This window comes from Pseudomonas sp. Sample_20 (assembly GCF_004307585.1).
Lineage (GTDB): Bacteria > Pseudomonadota > Gammaproteobacteria > Pseudomonadales > Pseudomonadaceae > Aquipseudomonas > Aquipseudomonas atacamensis.
Genome location: NZ_RCOA01000093.1, coordinates 25811 through 44175, shown reverse-complemented (window position 1 = coordinate 44175; position 18365 = coordinate 25811). Strand labels below are relative to the sequence as shown.

General features: G+C 61.1%; 11 protein-coding genes and 1 other RNA gene. 5 read left to right on the top strand and 7 right to left on the bottom strand.

Features of this window, described 5'->3' with window-relative positions:
• From ffs to D8U70_RS19710, 6 genes are all read right to left on the bottom strand, one after another.
• An RNA gene (gene ffs, locus D8U70_RS19735) (signal recognition particle sRNA small type) lies at positions 1 to 97 on the bottom strand.
• Positions 98 to 228: 131 nt separating this feature from the next.
• Positions 229 to 1392: a putative zinc-binding metallopeptidase gene (locus tag D8U70_RS19730; RefSeq protein ID WP_130929564.1), complete on the bottom strand. Its 1164-nt coding sequence runs from the start codon at positions 1390 to 1392 to the stop codon at positions 229 to 231.
• A 312-nt stretch (positions 1393 to 1704) separates the two neighbouring features.
• Complete coding sequence (gene ligA, locus D8U70_RS19725) at positions 1705 to 4062, bottom strand: NAD-dependent DNA ligase LigA (RefSeq protein WP_130929563.1); 2358 nt, start codon at positions 4060 to 4062, stop codon at positions 1705 to 1707.
• Positions 4063 to 4148: 86 nt separating this feature from the next.
• On the bottom strand, positions 4149 to 5012 hold the full coding sequence (gene zipA / locus D8U70_RS19720) for a cell division protein ZipA (RefSeq protein WP_130929562.1): 864 nt from the start codon (positions 5010 to 5012) through the stop codon (positions 4149 to 4151).
• A 225-nt stretch (positions 5013 to 5237) separates the two neighbouring features.
• Positions 5238 to 8726, bottom strand: coding sequence for a chromosome segregation protein SMC (gene smc / locus D8U70_RS19715; protein WP_122602794.1), 3489 nt, complete (start codon positions 8724 to 8726; stop codon positions 5238 to 5240).
• A 2-nt stretch (positions 8727 to 8728) separates the two neighbouring features.
• A complete protein-coding gene (locus tag D8U70_RS19710) occupies positions 8729 to 9388 on the bottom strand; it encodes a GntR family transcriptional regulator (protein ID WP_039763015.1) in 660 nt (219 codons plus the stop codon).
• A 268-nt stretch (positions 9389 to 9656) separates the two neighbouring features.
• Between D8U70_RS19710 and xdhA the strand changes: the two genes are divergently transcribed.
• The 4 genes from xdhA (at position 9657) to guaD (ending at position 15799) form a co-directional block, all read left to right on the top strand.
• Positions 9657 to 11111 carry a xanthine dehydrogenase small subunit gene (gene xdhA, locus D8U70_RS19705; protein ID WP_130929561.1) on the top strand — a complete coding sequence of 485 codons (1455 nt, stop codon included), beginning with the start codon at positions 9657 to 9659 and terminating at the stop codon, positions 11109 to 11111.
• The gene (xdhB, locus tag D8U70_RS19700; RefSeq protein ID WP_130929560.1) at positions 11104 to 13497 is read left to right on the top strand and encodes a xanthine dehydrogenase molybdopterin binding subunit; all 2394 of its coding nucleotides are present in this window, start codon (positions 11104 to 11106) and stop codon (positions 13495 to 13497) included. The genes xdhA and xdhB overlap by 8 nt, the downstream gene beginning before the upstream one ends.
• Positions 13498 to 13623: 126 nt before the next feature.
• Entirely contained in the window at positions 13624 to 14481 is an 858-nt protein-coding gene (gene xdhC, locus D8U70_RS19695) for a xanthine dehydrogenase accessory protein XdhC (protein WP_122705807.1), read from the top strand.
• 13 nt (positions 14482 to 14494) lie between these two features.
• On the top strand, positions 14495 to 15799 hold the full coding sequence (gene guaD, locus D8U70_RS19690) for a guanine deaminase (RefSeq protein ID WP_130929559.1): 1305 nt from the start codon (positions 14495 to 14497) through the stop codon (positions 15797 to 15799).
• 250 nt (positions 15800 to 16049) lie between these two features.
• Here guaD and D8U70_RS19685 read toward each other — a convergent pair whose 3' ends face one another.
• Entirely contained in the window at positions 16050 to 16814 is a 765-nt protein-coding gene (locus D8U70_RS19685; RefSeq protein ID WP_007918375.1) for a GntR family transcriptional regulator, read from the bottom strand.
• A 354-nt stretch (positions 16815 to 17168) separates the two neighbouring features.
• Here D8U70_RS19685 and D8U70_RS19680 point away from each other — a divergent pair, with 354 nt between their 5' ends.
• Entirely contained in the window at positions 17169 to 18359 is a 1191-nt protein-coding gene (locus tag D8U70_RS19680; RefSeq protein ID WP_056784186.1) for a benzoate/H(+) symporter BenE family transporter, read from the top strand.
• Positions 18360 to 18365: the final 6 nt, after the last annotated feature.

Genomic DNA, 18365 nt, shown 5'->3' with positions numbered 1-18365 from the left:
CCCCACCAGCCACACCCCGGCACACAATGTTCCCGCTGTGGCTGCTTCCTTCCGGATCTGACCAGGTTCACGGGTAATCGTTGCGGGGGGACCGATGGGGTCACCATAACGACGCTTGCCTGTCGGCGAGCCGCGCCATTGTACCTGTCTGAGATGAACTTACAACCGTTGGTTGCAGATAAAAAACCTGAACGGCTTCAAGGACATAAACATCACGGCCTGCGACACCTACAAGGCCAGCACCTCATCCGCCCTGCCGCCGGCCTGCTGGATCACCAGATGAATGAAGTGCAACTTGGCGATCGCCGCCGCCGGCAGTACGAATGGGTAGAAATCCGGCTGGCCCATGCTGCGCGACAGTTCGTTGAGCATGCCGGCCAGTTCGATCCACGCATTGACGAATGACAGGAAAGCGCCACCGCCGGGGTGCTCCGGATCGTACAGGGTGCTGGTGGGAAATGGCTGATAGTCGAAGTCCATTTCCCGCGCGCTCATGCCGAAGCCCAGCGCCGTGTCGACCGCATCCATCATGTGCAGGTAATGCGCCCAGGTTTCCGCCCAGTCTTCCCACGGGTGCATGGTCGCGTAGGCACTGACGTAGTGCTGCGGCCAGTCCAGCGGCGCGCCTTGCTGGTAATGCCGGTCCAGCGCCTCGGCGTAACTGGCGCGCTCGTCGCCGAACAGATTGCGGAACGCGTCCAGCCAAGGGCCGTTGGCAATGAGGCGATCCCAGTAGTAGTGGCCGACTTCATGGCGAAAATGCCCGAGCAGCGTGCGGTAAGGTTCGTGCATCGCCGCCCTGACCTGCTCACGGTGAGCGTCGTCGGCCTCTTTGATATCGAGGGTGATAAGGCCATTGGCGTGGCCGGTCATCGGCGCGTTGCCTTCCAGGTCGACACCAATGAAGTCGAACGCCAGCCCGGTTTCTTCATCCGTGGTTTTCGGGATGACCGGCAAGCCGAGGGTGATCAGTTGCGCGACCAGTCGACGCTTGGCGATTTCGACCTTGCGCCAGCGTTCGGGATTTTCCGCGACGGACAGGTCGGGAATGGTGCGGTTGAGGCTGCAAGCGATGCACAAGGTGTCGTGATCGTTGGCCGGCAGCAGCCAGTTGCACGCGGCGGGCATGTCGAGGTTGGCGCAGCGGCGGAACAGTCCGGCGTCGGGATCGGCGTCGAGTGTCCAGGTGCCCTCTTGCGGCCCCGGCTGCAGCGAGGTCAGGCGACTTTCTTCAGGTTGATAGCCAAGCAAGGCGTTACAGGCCAGGCACTGACTGTTGCGAAAGAACAGCGACTGGCCGCAACGGCACGGCCAGACTTTGCTGTTGCGCGAGGATCCGGCCACGAACGGCGCGATGATGCGGGAACTGAGCTGCTCGAAAAAACGGTGCATGGCGATCTCTCCCTGGGACTGGCCAAGACTAGATCATCCTGAAGACAACATCGTTCCCACCCATAACCGCGCGCTCGGGTGATGGCACCAGTGTGGTGAGGGGATTTATCCCCGCTGGGTTGCGAAGCGACCCCCAAAACCATACAACGCGGTTAATCAGGTATACCGAGTCGTATGGTTTTGCGACGACGGTGTCGCCGAACGGGGATAAATCCCCTCGCCACAGGTGTCCATCCGGAGAGGGATAAATCCCCTCACCACAGGTGTCCATCCGGAGAGGGGTAAAACCCCTCACCACAGGGGTTCATCCGGTCAGACAGGGACGCCGTGGGTTTTGAGGAAGGCGATAAACGCTTCTTCGTCCATGACCTTCACCCCCAGTTCGTTGGCCTTGGTCAGTTTCGAGCCGGCACCCGGGCCTGCGACCACGCAATGGGTTTTCGCCGACACCGAACCGGCGACCTTGGCACCCAGGCTTTCCAGATGATCCTTGGCCACATCCCGGCTCATCAACTCGACCTTGCCGGTCAGCACCCAGGTTTCGCCGGACAGCGGCAGACCTTCGACGACTTTTTTCTCGCTCTGCCAATGCATGCCGAAATCGCGCAGCTGCTGCTCGGCCCGCTCGGCCAGTTGCCGATGCTCAGGCGAGGCGAAGAACTCGCGCACCGAGTTGGCCTGCTTCTCGGGCAATGCCTGGCGCATGTCCAGCCAGTCAGCGTTCATCACCGCTTCCAGCGAACCGAAGCGATCGGCGAGTTTCTGCGCACCACCGGGGCCGACGAAGGGAATGTGCAGTTTGTCGAGCAAGCCGCCCAGGGTGGTACTGGCGGCGAATTCGGCGCCCAACTCGCCTTGATCCTGAATCTGCAAACCATGGCCGAGCAATTCGCTGATGACCTGCTGGTTGTGCGCATCCTCAAAGAAACTGTGGATCTCGTGCGCCACTTCCAGGCCGACATCCGGCAGGTAGGTCAGCACATGCGGCAAGGCCTGTTGCACGCGCTCCAGCGAACCCAGCGAACGCGCCAGCACCTTCGCTGTCTCTTCGCCGACATCGGGAATGCCGAGGGCGTAGATGAAACGTGCCAGGCTCGGTTGCTTGCTGTCTTCAATAGCTTTGAGAAGCTTGTTGCTCGATACCTCGGCAAAGCCTTCCAGAGCGACGATGTCGTCGAACTTCAGCGCATACAGATCGGCCGGCGAGCTGACCAGACCTTCGTCGACCAGTTGCTCGACGCTCTTGTCGCCCAAGCCTTCGATATCCATAGCCCGACGCGAGACGAAGTGAATGATCGCCTGCTTCAATTGCGCGCCACAGGCCAGTCGGCCGACGCAGCGGTACACCGCGCCTTCGCTGAAGGTTTCCTTGCCCTTGCTGCGCTTGACCAGTTGCGTGCGCTCTACGTGGGAGCCGCACACCGGGCAGCTTTCAGGAATGGCCACCGGGCGCGCGTCATCGGGGCGACGCTCGATGACTACCTGCACCACTTGCGGAATCACATCACCGGCGCGGCGAATGATCACCGTGTCGCCGATCATCAGGCCCAGCCGCGCGACTTCGTCCATGTTGTGCAGCGTGGCGTTGGCCACGGTGACGCCGGCGACTTTCACCGGTTTCAGACGCGCCACCGGAGTCACCGCACCGGTGCGGCCGACCTGGAATTCCACGTCGAGCAGCTCGGTGAGTTCTTCCATCGCCGGGAATTTGTGTGCGATCGCCCAGCGCGGCTCGCGGGCGCGGAAGCCCAGTTCACGCTGGTCGGCGATGCTGTTGACCTTGAACACCACGCCATCGATTTCATAGGCCAGCGAGTTACGGCGTTCGCCGATGTCGCGGTAATACTCCAGGCACTCATCAATGCCCTTGGCCAGCTTCAGTTCGTGACTGATCGGCATGCCCCACTTCTGCAACTGCTCGAGGTTACCGATGTGGGTGTCGGCGATATCGTGAGACACCTGACCGATGCCGTAGCAGCAGAATTCCAGCGGACGATTGGCGGTGATCTTCGAATCGAGCTGGCGCAGGCTGCCTGCTGCCGCGTTGCGCGGGTTGGCGAAGGTCTTGCCGCCGATTTCCAGTTGCGAAGCATTGAGGCGCTCGAAACCGGCCTTGGACATGAACACTTCACCGCGCACTTCCAGCGTCGCCGGCCAGCCTTCGCCGTGCAACTTCAGCGGAATATTGCGCACGGTGCGCACGTTGACGCTGATGTCTTCGCCCGTAGTGCCATCGCCCCGGGTGGCGCCGCGCACCAGCAGACCGTCCTGATACAGCAGGCTGACCGCCAGGCCATCGAGCTTCGGCTCGCAGCTGTATTCCACCGCCGCGCCGCCACCAAACAGATCGCCGGCCGGCACGTCGAGGCCTTCGTTGACGCGGCGATCGAACTCGCGCATGTCGGATTCTTCGAAAGCGTTGCCGAGGCTGAGCATCGGAATTTCGTGACGCACCTGAGTGAACGCGGTCAACGCCATGCTGCCGACGCGCTGGGTCGGCGAGTCGCTGGTGATCAGTTCCGGGTTGGCCGCTTCCAGCGCCTTGAGCTCGTGGAACAAGCGGTCGTACTCGGCATCGGGAATGCTCGGCTCGTCGAGAACGTGATAGCGATAGTTGTGCTGATCCAGCTCAGCGCGCAGCTCTAGAATGCGGGTTTTGGCGGCGGTCATGGGTGTTCTCTCATAAAGCAAAAGAGCAGCCGAGGCTGCTCAATTATTTTGCCGATCGTCTTGTTAAACAGGAACGACCTTTTGTATCAACGCTTCTGGGTCAATGCGCGGCGTTCGAATTCGACGATGCGCTGACGGTAGTGTTCGATCGTCTGCGCGGTCAGTACGCTGCGCTGATCGTCTTTCAGCTCGCCGTTCAGTTCCTGGGACAGCTTGCGGGCTGCCGCGACCATTACGTCGAAAGCCTGCTTCGGATGACGCGGGCCTGGCAGACCGAGGAAGAAGCTCACCGCCGGGGTGCTGAAATGGTCGATGTCGTCCAGATCAAAAATGCCCGGCTTGACCGCGTTGGCCATGGAGAACAGCACTTCGCCGTTGCCGGCCATGCTTTCGTGGCGGTGGAAAATGTCCATCTCGCCGAAACGCAGACCGCTTTCGAGAATGTTCTGCAGCAGCGCCGGGCCTTTGAAGCCGGCCGGGTCGCGGCAGATCACGCTGATCACCAGGACTTCTTCGGCTTGTGGCTGATCTTTTTCCGCCACGGCCGGTGCAGGCTTGCTGTCTTCGGCGAAATCGTCATCGCGGCTGCTGAAGCTCGGGCCGCCGTCCAGATCGAGGTCGAGGTTCAAGTCGCCCTGCGCCGGGCCGCTGCTGCCGCGCTTGCCACGTTTCGAACCGGATTCACGCGGCTCGCGGGCTTCGCGGTTGGGCATGCTCACCGACGGCAGATCGTGCTCGTCCAGTTGCGGCTCTTTGTGCGTGTCCAGGACGCGGGCCGGGCCCAACAGCTCGGCGCTAGTGTCCTCGTCCGGCAGATTGGACAGGCTCCGGTCGAGACGGAATTTCAGCTTTCCCTTGCCGCCGCGCATACGGCGCCAGCCATCGAAAAGAATACCGGCTATCACAATGATGCCGATGACGATCAGCCACTCGCGCAGACCGATTTCCATGTAATCCCGTGCCTCTATAAAAAATGCTGAAAAATAAGGGGTTTACACTGCGTAAACCGCTTTAAAACGTGGCGCCAACTCTATGTTCTGACAGGCGTTTTGCCCACGTATACGAAAAATTGACATTAAACTAGCACGATCAAAGGCTTCGCAGCTACAAGCTTTAAGCTCCAAGCCACAAGCCGTCCACTTGCAGCTTGGAGCTTGTAACTTGCAGCGGCGCCGCTAGGCGTCCACCATCGCCATCGCCTCCTCGACATCCACCGCCACCAGTCGCGAACAGCCCGGTTCATGCATCGTCACACCCATCAACTGCTCGGCCATTTCCATGGCGATCTTGTTGTGGGTGATGTAGATGAACTGCACGGTCTGCGACATCTCTTTGACCAGGCGTGCGTAGCGTCCAACGTTAGCGTCATCCAGTGGCGCGTCAACCTCATCGAGCATGCAGAACGGCGCCGGGTTCAACTTGAAGATGGCAAAAACCAGGGCCAGTGCAGTCAGGGCTTTTTCGCCGCCGGAGAGCAAATGGATGGTGCTGTTCTTCTTCCCGGGCGGCTGCGCCATGATCGTCACCCCTGTATCGAGTAGATCTTCGCCCGTCAGTTCCAAATACGCGCGCCCGCCACCGAAAACTTTCGGGAAAAGTGCCTGCAAACCACCGTTGATCTGATCAAAGGTATCTTTGAAACGGTTGCGGGTTTCCTTATCGATTTTGCGGATGACGTTTTCCAGGGTCTCCAGCGCCTCGACCAGATCGGCGTCCTGCGCATCCAGATAACGTTTACGCTCCGATTGTTGCGTGTATTCATCGATGGCCGCGAGGTTGATCGCACCCAGGCGCTGAATCCGCGCGTTGATGCGTTCGAGTTCTTCTTCGGCTTCGCGTTCACTGGCTTGTGCGGTCAATGTGGCGAGCACGCCATTGAGATCGTAGCCATCTTCGAGCAATTGATCCTGCAAAGCCTTGCGCCGTACGGTCAGCGCCTGCCATTCCATGCGTTGCTGTTCGAGCTGGCCGCGAATCAACTGCGATTGCTGCTCGGCCTGGGTGCGGCGTTTTTCCGCGTCGCGCAATTCACGATCGGCGTCTTCCAGGGCGATCTGCGCGGTCTTGAGTTCTTCATCGACGGTCATGCGCTTGTCGAGCAACTCTTCGAGTTTCAGACGCAGCTCTTCCAGCGGCGCCTCGCCCTCCTCCAGATTCAGACTCAACTGTTCGCGCTTTTCCGTGAGGCGCTCGGCCTGCATCTCCAGACGCTCCAGCGCCTGTCGCGTGGAGTCATGCTGGGCGCGCAACGAGCCGAGACGCACGGCCAATTGGTGGGCATGATCCTTGTGCTGCCGCGCTTCCTGACGCACGCGATCAAGGCGCTCGCGCAGGCTGTCGCGCTGGGCCAGCAGCAACTCGCGCTGCTCGGTGTCGAGCGCCATGGAATCCAGCGCTTCCTGCAAATTCATGCGCGCTTCGCCGACCTGCTCGTGCTCAAGCTCGCGCTGTTCGGCGAGTTCGACCAGTTCTTCATCGAGACGGGTGCGGCGCAATGTCAGTTGCTCGGCCTTGGCCTTGCCAGCGGACAATTGTGCTTTCAGTTCGCCTTGCTGGCGCGCTTCGTCCTGCAGCAAGCGGCGCAGGTGTTCGCGGCCGTTTTCCTGCTGGCGCTGTTGCGCGCGCAGGGTTTGCAGGCGGGTTTCCATGGCGTCGACCGTGGCTTCGCGCTCCTCGCGCTCAAGCTGCAGGTCTTCGATTTCCTGGCCCCGGGCGAGCATGCCGCTTTCCGCTTCGCTGGCGCGACGTACGCGTAAAAAGTGTCGACCGACCCAATAGCCGTCGCGGCTGATCAGACTTTGCCCAGCGCTCAACTGGCCGCGCAAGGCCAGCGCCTGTTCAAGGCTGTCGACCGGTTTGACCTGACCAAGCCACGGCGACAGATCGATCTGCGCCTCGACTTTGTCCAGCAGACTGCCCGCCACCCGCACGCCATCGCTGGCCGGGCTGAGCAGGCGCAAATCACCTTGAGTGAAACCGGATAAATCAAAACCGCTGAAATCGTCGACCAGCACCGCTTGCAGGTCGGCGCCAAGCACGGTTTCCACCGCCAGCTCCCAACCGGCCTCGACCTTCAGGCCTTCGGCCAGGCGCGGACGCTCGGCGAGGTTGTGTTCCTTTAACCATTCGGCGGTGCCGGTGCCCGGATCGAGCGCGGCTTGCTGCAAGGCTTCCAGCGACGCCAAACGACCGTTGAGCCGCTGCAGATCGCCCTGCGCCTGCTGCTGTGCGGTCAACGCTTGCTGTAATTCCTGACGCAGTTGTTCGAGCTTTTCGACCTGCGCTTCTTCGCTGGTCTGCAAATCTTCCAGGGTCGCTTCGGACTCGGCGAGCTGCTCGTTGAGCGCCATGATCGCCGCGTCTTCCGGGTCGGCGGACAGCAACGCGCGCTCTTCAGCGAGGCGCTTCTGTCGGTCAGCCAGACGCTCCATGCTGCTTTCCAGCTGCTGAATCCGCGACTGCTGCACTTCAGCCTGACGCCGCGGTTCGGCAGCGGTCAGGTTGAAAGCATCCCACTGCTCCTGCCAGCCGTGCATGGTGGTTTCGGCTTCTTCGAGGGCCGCAGCGGCTTCCTCGGCGGCGGCACTGGTGACTTCCTGCTCGGGGGTGAGCATGTCCAGTTCTTCGCCGAGGGTCAGCAGCAACGTGCGGTCGTGGCCCAGGTGCGATTCGGTTTCCAGACGCGCGCGCTCGGCTTCTTTCAGATCGTCCTGCAACTGGCGTAACCGCTGCTGGCCATGCTGAATGCTCTGCTCGACCCGGGCGATGTCGCCGCCGACCGAATAGAAGCGGCCCTGCACCAGATTGAAGCGTTCGGACAGGTCGTGGTGACCGTCGCGCAGGCGTTCGATGGCCGCATCAGCGTTACGCTGTTCAGCGACCAGTGCTTCGAAGCTGACCTCCTGATTGCCGATGATCGACTCGCGCTGGCCGACCTGCTCATTGAGATCCTGCCAGCGCAGGGCCGACAGTTGCGCCTTGAGCTGACGCTCTTCGGCCTTGAGTTCCTGATACTTTTTCGCCGCCTCGGCCTGACGGTGCAGACGTTCGAGCTGGCGCTCCAGCTCTTCGCGCAGGTCGGTCAGGCGGGCGAGGTTCTCGTGAGTGCGGCGGATGCGGTTTTCAGTCTCGCGGCGGCGCTCTTTATATTTCGAGATGCCGGCGGCTTCTTCGATGAAGTTACGCAAGTCTTCGGGCTTGGATTCGATCAGCTTGGAGATCATCCCCTGTTCGATGATCGAGTAGCTGCGCGGGCCGAGGCCGGTGCCGAGGAAGATATCGGTGATGTCGCGCCGACGGCATTTGGTGCCGTTGAGGTAATAAGTGGTCTGGCTGTCGCGGGTGACTTTGCGGCGAATGGAAATCTCCGCATAGGCGGCGTATTCGCCGAGCAGCGTGCCGTCGGAGTTGTCGAACACCAGTTCGATGCTCGCCTGGCTTACCGGTTTGCGGCTGGTCGAACCGTTGAAGATGACGTCGGTCATCGACTCGCCACGGAGGTTCTTCGCCGAACTTTCGCCCATCACCCAGCGCACGGCGTCGATGATGTTCGACTTGCCACAACCGTTTGGCCCGACGACCGCCGCCATGTTACTGGGGAAGTTCACCGTGGTCGGGTCGACGAAGGATTTGAACCCCGCCAGTTTGATGCACTTCAGCCGCACGCTCAGGCAACCGTCAGCGCAGACACCACCAGATCGCAGCTGCGCTGGGCATACGCCGTGAGCACGATGCGGATCTGCGGCAAATCACGGGCGAGTACGGCGGCGAGCAAGCGTTCGAACAGTTCGAGGAATTCGCTCATTTCCGCCTTGCGCTGTTCGAGGGCGAGGAAATACGCGCGGCTCATCGCCGGCTGGAGGTTCTCGACGGTTTCTTGCAGGTACGGATTGTTGGCAAACGGATAGGCGGCGCGCATCACCGCAAAGCTGTCATCGACGAAGCTGCGGATATCGCCGCGTTCGTAATTGGCCGTCAGGCGCTGCTGGATCTGCACGAACGGCGCCATGTCCGACTGCACTTGCCAGCCATTGGCCACCGAATTGCCGAGCAGGATGTACAGCTCGCTCATCAGCGTGCACAGGCTCTGCACCTTGTGCGGCGTCAGCTCGGTAACGTGGGCGCCACGACGCGGCAGGATCGCGATCAGGTGACGGCGCTCGAGGATCAGCAAGGCTTCGCGGACCGAACCGCGGCTGACGTTGAGCGCCAGCGTGACCTTCTGTTCCTGGATGCGCTCTCCCGGCTTCATTTCGCCACGAATGATGCGTTCGGCGAGGTGGTGAGCGATTTGCTCGGCGAGGCTGTCCGGCGCCTTGAACGTCATGGTTGTCCTTCAAACTCTATCGATCTGCACAAGCGGCGCAGTGTAGCGCAAATGCGCGGTCATGGCGGAGTGCCCACTCAGCGGTTTTTGGCACGAATCCCGCAAAAAAGCGCAGTGACCGATGCAGGTCAATACTGAATAGACCCGCTGTTGATCGACGAAACGGATTTTCCTGACCTTTAAGTCAGAAAACCATTGACCGAAAAGTCAGACCTGCTAAATTCGGTTTACGTCGGTTAACAACAATAATGAGTCTGCGAGGCCTTCCGTGATCCAGTTTTTACTTAACCAGGAACTCCGTAGCGAGCACGCCCTGGACCCGAATCTGACTGTGCTCAATTACCTGCGTGAACACGTAGGCAAGCCCGGCACCAAAGAAGGTTGCGCCAGTGGCGACTGCGGCGCCTGCACCGTGGTGGTTGGCGAGTTGCAGACCGATGATACGGGGCGTGAGCATATTCGCTATCGCAGCCTCAATTCGTGCCTGACTTTCGTCTCGTCCTTGCACGGCAAGCAACTGATCAGCGTTGAAGACCTCAAGCACAAGGGCGAACTGCACAGCGTGCAGAAAGCCATGGTGGAGTGCCACGGTTCGCAGTGCGGCTTTTGCACCCCCGGTTTCGTCATGTCGTTGTTCGCCCTGCAAAAGAACAGCGATGCGCCGGATCAGGCCAAGGCTCACGAAGCGCTGGCTGGCAACCTCTGCCGCTGCACTGGCTACCGCCCTATTCTCGCCGCTGCCGAACAATCCTGCTGCGCCAAGCCTGCGGATCAGTTCGACGCCCGCGAAGCCGAAACCATTGCCCGCCTCAAGGCCATCGCGCCGACCGATATCGGCGAACTCAACAGCGGCGACAAGCGCTGCCTGGTGCCGCTGACCGTCGCTGACCTGGCCGATCTCTACGACGCTTATCCACAAGCGCGGCTGCTCGCCGGCGGTACTGACCTGGCACTGGAAGTCACCCAGTTTCACCGCACTCTGCCGGTGATGATCTACGTCGGCAACGTCGCCGAAATGAAGCGCATTGAAACCTTTGCAGACCGCATCGAAATCGGCGCCGCCACTGCCCTCTCCGACTGCTACGAGGCGTTGAATGCCGAGTACCCGGACTTCGGCGAACTGCTGCACCGCTTCGCCTCATTGCAGATCCGCAATCAGGGCACCCTCGGCGGCAACATCGGTAACGCCTCGCCGATCGGTGACTCGCCACCGCTGCTGATCGCCCTCGGCGCGCAGATCGTGCTGTGCAAAGGCGAAACCCGCCGCACCTTGAACCTGGAAGATTACTTCATCGACTACCGCGTCACCGCGCGTCAGGAAAGCGAATTCATCGAAAAAATCATCGTCCCGCGCGCCAGCGCCGAGCAGTTGTTCCGTGCCTATAAAGTGTCGAAGCGCTTGGATGATGACATCTCCGCCGTCTGTGCTGCCTTCAATCTGCGCGTGGAAAATGGCGTGATCAGCGACGCGCGCGTGGCCTTCGGCGGCATGGCGGCGATTCCGAAACGCGCTGCGCACTGCGAAGCCGTGCTGCAAGGCGCGCCGTTGAACAACGCCGTGATCGAACGTGCCTGCGCCGCGCTGGCCGAGGATTTCACACCGCTCTCGGACTTCCGCGCCAGCAAGGAATATCGCCTGCTCAGCGCGCAGAACCTGCTGCGCAAATACTTCATCGAACTGCAAACACCGCACATCGAGACTCGGGTGACCGCTTATGTCTAACCATCACGCCGTAGAGAAGACTCAAGCTGAATTGGCCGAACTGTTCGCCCAGGATCTGACCACCGGTGTCGGTCGCAGCGTCAAGCACGACAGCGCCGCCAAGCATGTGTCCGGTGAAGCGCAGTACATCGATGATCGCCTGGAATTCCCCAACCAGTTGCACCTGTATGCCCGCCTGTCGGACCGCGCCCACGCGAAAATCCTCAGCATCGACACGTCGCCGTGCTACGCCTTCGAAGGCGTGCGCATTGTCATTACCCACGAAGACGTGCCGGGCCTGAAAGACATCGGCCCGCTGATGCCGGGCGACCCACTGCTGGCCATCGATGACGTGCAGTTCGTCGGCCAGCCAGTGCTGGCAGTCGCGGCGAAAGACCTGGAAACCGCGCGCAAAGCGGCGATGGCGGCGATCATCGAATACGAGGATCTGGAACCGGTGCTCGACGTCGTCGAAGCCCTGCGCAAGCGCCATTTCGTGCTCGACAGCCACACCCACCAGCGCGGCGACTCGGCCTCTGCACTGGCCACGGCTGAACACCGCATTCAGGGCACGCTGCACATCGGCGGCCAGGAGCACTTCTATCTGGAGACACAAATCTCCTCGGTGATGCCCACTGAAGACGGCGGCATGATTGTCTACTGCTCGACGCAGAACCCGACCGAAGTGCAAAAACTGGTCGCCGAAGTGCTCGACGTGTCGATGAACAAGATCGTCGTCGACATGCGCCGCATGGGCGGTGGTTTCGGTGGCAAGGAAACCCAGGCCGCGAGCCCGGCGTGCCTGTGCGCGGTGGTCGCGCACCTCACCGGCCAGCCGACCAAGATGCGCCTGCCGCGCGTCGAAGACATGCTGATGACCGGCAAACGCCACCCGTTCTACGTTGAATACGACGTCGGTTTCGACAGCAGCGGCCGTCTGCACGGGATCAACATGGAGCTGGCCGGCAACTGCGGCTGCTCGCCGGACTTGTCCGCCTCGATCGTTGATCGGGCGATGTTCCACTCGGACAACTCCTACTACCTCGGCGATGCGACCATCAACGGTCACCGCTGCAAGACCAACACCGCGTCGAACACCGCTTATCGCGGCTTCGGCGGCCCGCAAGGCATGGTCGCCATCGAAGAAGTGATGGATGCGATCGCCCGGCATCTCAAGCTCGATCCGCTGGCGGTGCGCAAGGCCAACTACTACGGCAAGACCGAGCGCAACGTCACGCATTACTACCAGACCGTCGAGCACAACATGCTCGAAGAGATGACCGCCGAACTGGAAGAAAGCAGCCAGTACGCCGAGCGCCGCGAAGCGATCCGTCGCTACAACGCCAACAGCCCGATCCTGAAAAAAGGCCTGGCGCTGACTCCGGTGAAGTTCGGTATTTCCTTCACCGCGAGCTTCTTGAACCAGGCCGGTGCGCTGATCCACATCTACACCGACGGCAGCATCCACCTGAACCACGGCGGCACGGAAATGGGCCAGGGCCTGAACACCAAAGTCGCCCAGGTCGTGGCGGAAGTGTTTCAGGTCGAAATCGATCGTGTGCAGATCACCGCGACCAACACCGACAAAGTGCCGAACACCTCGCCGACCGCGGCCTCCAGCGGCGCCGACCTGAACGGCAAAGCCGCGCAGAACGCAGCACAGACCATCAAGCAACGCTTGGTCGAATTCGCCGCGCGGCACTACAGGGTCAGCGAAGAAGACGTCGAATTCCGCAACGGCCACGTGCGGGTGCGCGAGCAGATTCTGACCTTCGAAGCGCTGATCCAGCAGGCGTATTTCAATCAGGTCTCGCTGTCCAGCACCGGCTTCTACAAGACTCCGAAAATCTACTACGACCGCAGTCAGGCCCGTGGGCGTCCGTTCTATTACTTCGCTTTCGGCGCAGCCTGCTGCGAAGTGATCGTCGATACCCTGACCGGCGAGTACAAGATGCTGCGCACCGACATCCTGCATGACGTCGGCGCCTCGCTGAACCCGTCGATCGACATCGGTCAGGTCGAGGGCGGTTTCGTCCAGGGCATGGGCTGGCTGACCATGGAAGAGCTGGTCTGGAACAACAAGGGCAAGCTGATGACCAACGGCCCGGCCAGCTACAAGATCCCGGCGGTGGCGGACATGCCGCTGGATCTGCGGGTGAAACTGGTGGAAAACCGCAAGAACCCGGAAGACACGGTGTTCCATTCCAAAGCCGTCGGTGAACCGCCGTTCATGCTCGGCATCGCCGCGTGGTGCGCAATCAAGGACGCGGTGGCGAGCCTCGGGGATTATCAGCATCAGCCGAAAATCGACGCGCCAGCCACGCCGGAGCGGGTGTTGTGGGGCTGTGAGCAGATGCGCCAGCTTAAAGCGGTGAAGGCTGTCGAAGCTGAAACCGCGGTTGTTTGATGATCGTTCCCACGCTCTGCGTGGGAATGCAGCCCGCGACGCTCTGCGTCGCATCCTGAACAGCGGACGCGGAGCGTCCAGTGATGCATTCCCACGCAGAGCGTGGGAACGATCTGAGAGGTGTGTATGTACAACTGGATCGACGCCCTCGCCGACCTGCAGAATCAGGGCGAGCCCTGTGTGCTGGTGACGATCATCGAAGAACTCGGTTCGACGCCACGCAACGCCGGCTCGAAAATGGTCGTCAGCGCCGACCGCCTGTTCGACACCATCGGTGGCGGGCATCTGGAATTCAAAGCCATGCAGATCGCCCGCGAGATGCTCGCCAGCGGTAAGCAGGACACCCATCTGGAGCGCTTCAGCCTCGGTGCCAGCCTCGGCCAGTGTTGCGGCGGCGCCACGGTGTTGCTGTTCGAACCGATGGGCCAGGTCCAGGCGCAGATTGCCGTGTTCGGTGCAGGCCACGTCGGTCGCGCCCTCGTGCCGCTGCTGGCCAGCCTGCCCTGCCGGGTGCGCTGGATCGATTCGCGCGAGGCCGAGTTCCCCGAACACATTCCCCACGGCGTGCGTAAAATCGTCAGCGAAGAGCCAGTGGACGAAGTCGATGATCTGCCCGTCGGCAGCTACTGCATCGTCATGACCCACAATCATCAGCTCGATCTGGAGCTGACCGCGGCGATTCTCAAGCGCAACGATTTCACCTGGTTCGGCCTGATCGGCTCGAAAACCAAACGCGCCAAATTCGAACACCGCCTGCGCGATCGTGGTTTCGACCCGAGCGTGGTGCAGCGCATGCGCTGTCCGATGGGCATCGGCGAAGTCAAAGGCAAACTGCCTGTGGAAATCGCCATCTCCATCGCCGGCGAAATCATCGCCACTTACAACGCCAATTTCGGCCAGCACAGCGCCCGCGCCGAACCGATTGCCCGACTGCTGCCCGCTTCGCGCCGCAGTCAGGCCGCCAAACTCAAAGCCTCAAACTGATTAGAGAACCCTCATGCCTCTGACTCGCAAAGCCTACCGCGCCGCCATTCTGCACAGCATTGCCGACCCTGCCGAAGTCGGCATCGAAGCCTCCTATGAATATTTCGAGGACGGCCTGCTGGTGGTCGACGACGGCAAGATCAGTGCCCTCGGCCACGCCAGCGAACTGCTGCCAACCCTGCCGGCGGATATCGAGATCAACCATTATCAGGATGCGCTGATCACACCGGGCTTTATCGACACACACATTCACCTGCCGCAGACCGGCATGGTCGGCTCCTACGGCGAGCAACTGCTCGACTGGCTGAACACCTACACCTTCCCCTGCGAAAGCCAGTTTGGCGACAAGGCCCACGCCGACGAAGTGGCCGATATTTTCATCAAGGAACTGCTGCGCAACGGCACCACCACGGCGCTGGTGTTCGGCAGCGTGCATCCGCAATCAGTCAATTCGTTTTTCGAAGCCGCTGAAAAGCTCGACCTGCGCATGATCGCCGGCAAGGTGATGATGGACCGCAATGCCCCGGATTATCTGGTCGATACCGCCGAATCCAGCTACGTCGACAGCAAGGCGCTGATCGAGCGCTGGCACGGCAAGGGTCGCTTGCACTATGCGGTGACGCCGCGCTTCGCCCCCACCAGCACCCCGGAACAACTGACCCTGGCCGGGCAATTGCTGACGGAATACCCGGATCTGTACATGCAGACCCACATCAGCGAAAACCTCAAGGAAATCGAGTGGGTCAAGGAACTGTTCCCGGAGCGCAAGGGCTACCTCGACATCTACGATCATTTCCAATTGCTCGGCGAACGCTCGGTATTCGCCCACGGCGTGCATTTGTGTGACGAAGAATGCGCGCGACTGGCGGAAACCGGCTCGGCGATCTCGTTCTGCCCGACCTCGAACCTGTTCCTCGGCAGCGGCCTGTTCAACCTGCCGATGGCCGAGAAACACAAGCTCAATGTCGGCCTCGGCACCGACGTCGGCGGCGGTACCAGTTTCTCGCTGCTGCAAACCCTCAACGAAGCCTACAAGGTCATGCAACTGCAGGGCGCGCGGTTGAGCCCGTTCAAGTCGCTGTATCTGGCGACCCTCGGGGGTGCGCGGGCGCTGCGCCTGGAAGACAAGATCGGTAACCTGCAACCGGGCTCCGATGCCGACTTCCTGGTGCTGGATTACAACGCCACGCCGCTGCTGAGCTACCGCTTGAAACAGTCGAATAACATCGCCGAGACGTTGTTTGTGCTGATGACCCTGGGCGATGACCGCACCGTGGCGCAGACGTATGCAGCGGGGGCGCTGGTGCATCAGCGCTAGGTTTTCCTGCACTGATCGTTCCCACGCTCTGCGTGGGAATGCAGCCCGTGACGCTCCGCGTCACTGGACGCGGAGCGTCCCTAGAGGCATTCCCACGCAGAGCGTGGGAACGATCATCCCCGGAGGTGTTTACCCCGGGGGATTTTTATTGCCTGTCAGATCGCCTTCGCGAGCATGCTCGCTCCCACCTTTGAAATGCATTCCCCTGTGGGAGCGAGCCTGCTCGCGAAAGCCGCGACTCGGTCTCAGCTTAGAGCTTGGCCGCTGGACGCCCCGGCTTCTTGGTCTGCAACAAATGCGAGAACACTGCATGCAGATCATCCGACGCGCCTTCCTCGTCGAGGTTGAGCTTGCTGTCGATGTGATCCATGTGATGCATCATCAGGTTCACCGCCAGTTCGCCGTCGCGCTTTTCAATGGCATCGATCAGCTGCGTGTGTTCGTCGTACGAGCAATGCGAGCGGTTGCCGCTTTCGTACTGGGCGATGATCAATGAAGTCTGCGACACCAGGCTGCGCTGGAAGCTGATCAACGGTGCGTTCATTGCCGCTTCCGCCAGCTTCAGGTGGAATTCACCCGACAGACGAATACCGGCACCACGATCGCCACGGGAGAAGCTGTCGCGCTCGTCGTTGACCATCTGCCGCAGTTCGGCGATCTGCTCGGCAGTGGCATGTTGCACCGCCAGTTCAGTGATCGCCCGCTCGACCAGACGCCGAGCGAGAAACACCTGACGCGCCTCTTCAACGCTCGGGCTGGCGACCACGGCGCCACGGTTCGGCCGCAACAGCACCACGCCTTCATGGGCCAGACGCGACAGCGCGCGGCGAATGATGGTGCGGCTGACCCCGAAGATTTCCCCCAGCGCTTCTTCGCTCAACTTGGTACCGGGCGCCAGACGCTGTTCGAGGATGGCCTCGAAGATATGCGCGTAGACAATATCGTCCTGGGTTCCGCTGCGGCCGGCTTTGCCTGCTCGCGGTTGTTTCTTGAGGGGTTGCAACTGTTCGTTCATGGGCACTCGAGTCGGGAAAACTGCGGCGAATAGACCGTGACTGTAATACGGCACAGTAGGTCGCTGGCAAGTATCGCGTAAAAAACAGCGCGATTGTACACAATGAATGGTGGCAACACGACTGTACGGCTGTTTGCGCCTGCGGCTGTATTGCAACGCTGGGTTACGTTTGAGTTTAGGCTTGATCGCAGAATCCGCCTTCTACGCACAATCCCCTTATGTAGGAGCTGCCGAAGGCTGCGATCTCTTGATCTTGCTTCTTAAAATCAACGTCAAAAGATCGCAGCCTTCGGCAGCTCCTACAGGGGATGTGTTGTGGCGGACATCTCCATTGGTATAAGGAACACCGCCGTCATGACCGACGCCACCCACGCCCGCCTGCGCCCTCTGGCCGACACTTCGCCTTCCGCCATCGTCGCCGGTTTCATCGCGATGATGACCGGTTACACCAGTTCGCTGGTGCTGATGTTCCAGGCCGGGCAAGCGGCCGGCCTGAGCAGCGGGCAGATTTCCTCGTGGATCTGGGCGATTTCGATCGGCATGGCAGTGTGTTCGATCGGCCTGTCGCTGCGCTATCGCACACCGATCACCATCGCCTGGTCGACCCCCGGCGCGGCGTTGCTGATCACCAGCCTGGGCGGCGTCAGTTACGGCGAGGCGATCGGCGCCTACATCACATGCGCGGTGCTGGTGACGATCTGCGGCCTGACCGGCAGCTTCGAACGGCTGGTAAAAAAGATCCCGGCCTCTTTGGCGGCGGCCTTGCTGGCAGGGATTCTGTTCAAGATCGGCAGCGAAATCTTCGTCGCCGCGCAACACCGTACCGGGCTGGTGCTGGGGATGTTCTTCACCTATCTGCTGGTCAAGCGCCTGTCGCCACGCTATGCGGTGCTCGCGGCGCTGCTGATCGGCACTGCGCTGTCGGGCTTCATGGGGCTGCTGGATTTCAGCGGCTTTCATCTGGAAGTGGCCACCCCGGTGTGGACCACCCCGCACTTCTCCCTGGCCGCAACCATCAGCATCGGCATTCCGCTGTTCGTGGTGGCGATGACCTCGCAGAACATGCCCGGCATCGCCGTGCTGCGTGCCGATGGCTATAACGTCCCGGCCTCGCCACTGATCACCACCACCGGCATCGCCTCGCTGTTGCTGGCGCCGTTCGGCTCCCACGGCATCAACCTCGCGGCGATCAGCGCGGCGATCTGCACCGGCCCGCATGCCCACGAAGATCGCAACAAGCGCTACACCGCAGCGGTGTGGTGCGGGGTGTTCTACGGGATTGCCGGGGTCTTCGGCGCGACGTTGGCGGCATTGTTTGCGGCGTTGCCGAAAGAACTGGTGCTGTCGATTGCCGCGCTGGCGCTGTTCGGCTCGATCATCAATGGCTTGAGCATTGCCATGAGCGAGGTGAAGGAACGGGAAGCGGCGTTGATCACCTTTATGGTCACGGCGTCGGGGTTGACGCTGTTTTCCATTGGTTCGGCGTTTTGGGGGATTGTGGCGGGGGTCTTGACGCTGGTGATTTTGAATTGGCGCAGAGCTTAAGTAAAA

Bases quoted from the DNA above. Each gene is read 5' to 3' on its own strand.
- ligA (WP_130929563.1), bottom strand. From the start codon at position 4,062: ATGACCGCCGCCAAAACCCGCATTCTAGAGCTGCGCGCTGAGCTGGAT.
- zipA (WP_130929562.1), bottom strand. From the start codon at position 5,012: ATGGAAATCGGTCTGCGCGAGTGGCTGATCGTCATCGGCATCATTGTG.
- xdhB (WP_130929560.1), top strand. From the start codon at position 11,104: ATGTCTAACCATCACGCCGTAGAGAAGACTCAAGCTGAATTGGCCGAA.
- D8U70_RS19685 (WP_007918375.1), bottom strand. From the start codon at position 16,814: ATGAACGAACAGTTGCAACCCCTCAAGAAACAACCGCGAGCAGGCAAA.
- D8U70_RS19730 (WP_130929564.1), bottom strand. From the start codon at position 1,392: ATGCACCGTTTTTTCGAGCAGCTCAGTTCCCGCATCATCGCGCCGTTC.
- D8U70_RS19680 (WP_056784186.1), top strand. From the start codon at position 17,169: ATGACCGACGCCACCCACGCCCGCCTGCGCCCTCTGGCCGACACTTCG.
- D8U70_RS19710 (WP_039763015.1), bottom strand. From the start codon at position 9,388: ATGACGTTCAAGGCGCCGGACAGCCTCGCCGAGCAAATCGCTCACCAC.
- guaD (WP_130929559.1), top strand. From the start codon at position 14,495: ATGCCTCTGACTCGCAAAGCCTACCGCGCCGCCATTCTGCACAGCATT.
- xdhC (WP_122705807.1), top strand. From the start codon at position 13,624: ATGTACAACTGGATCGACGCCCTCGCCGACCTGCAGAATCAGGGCGAG.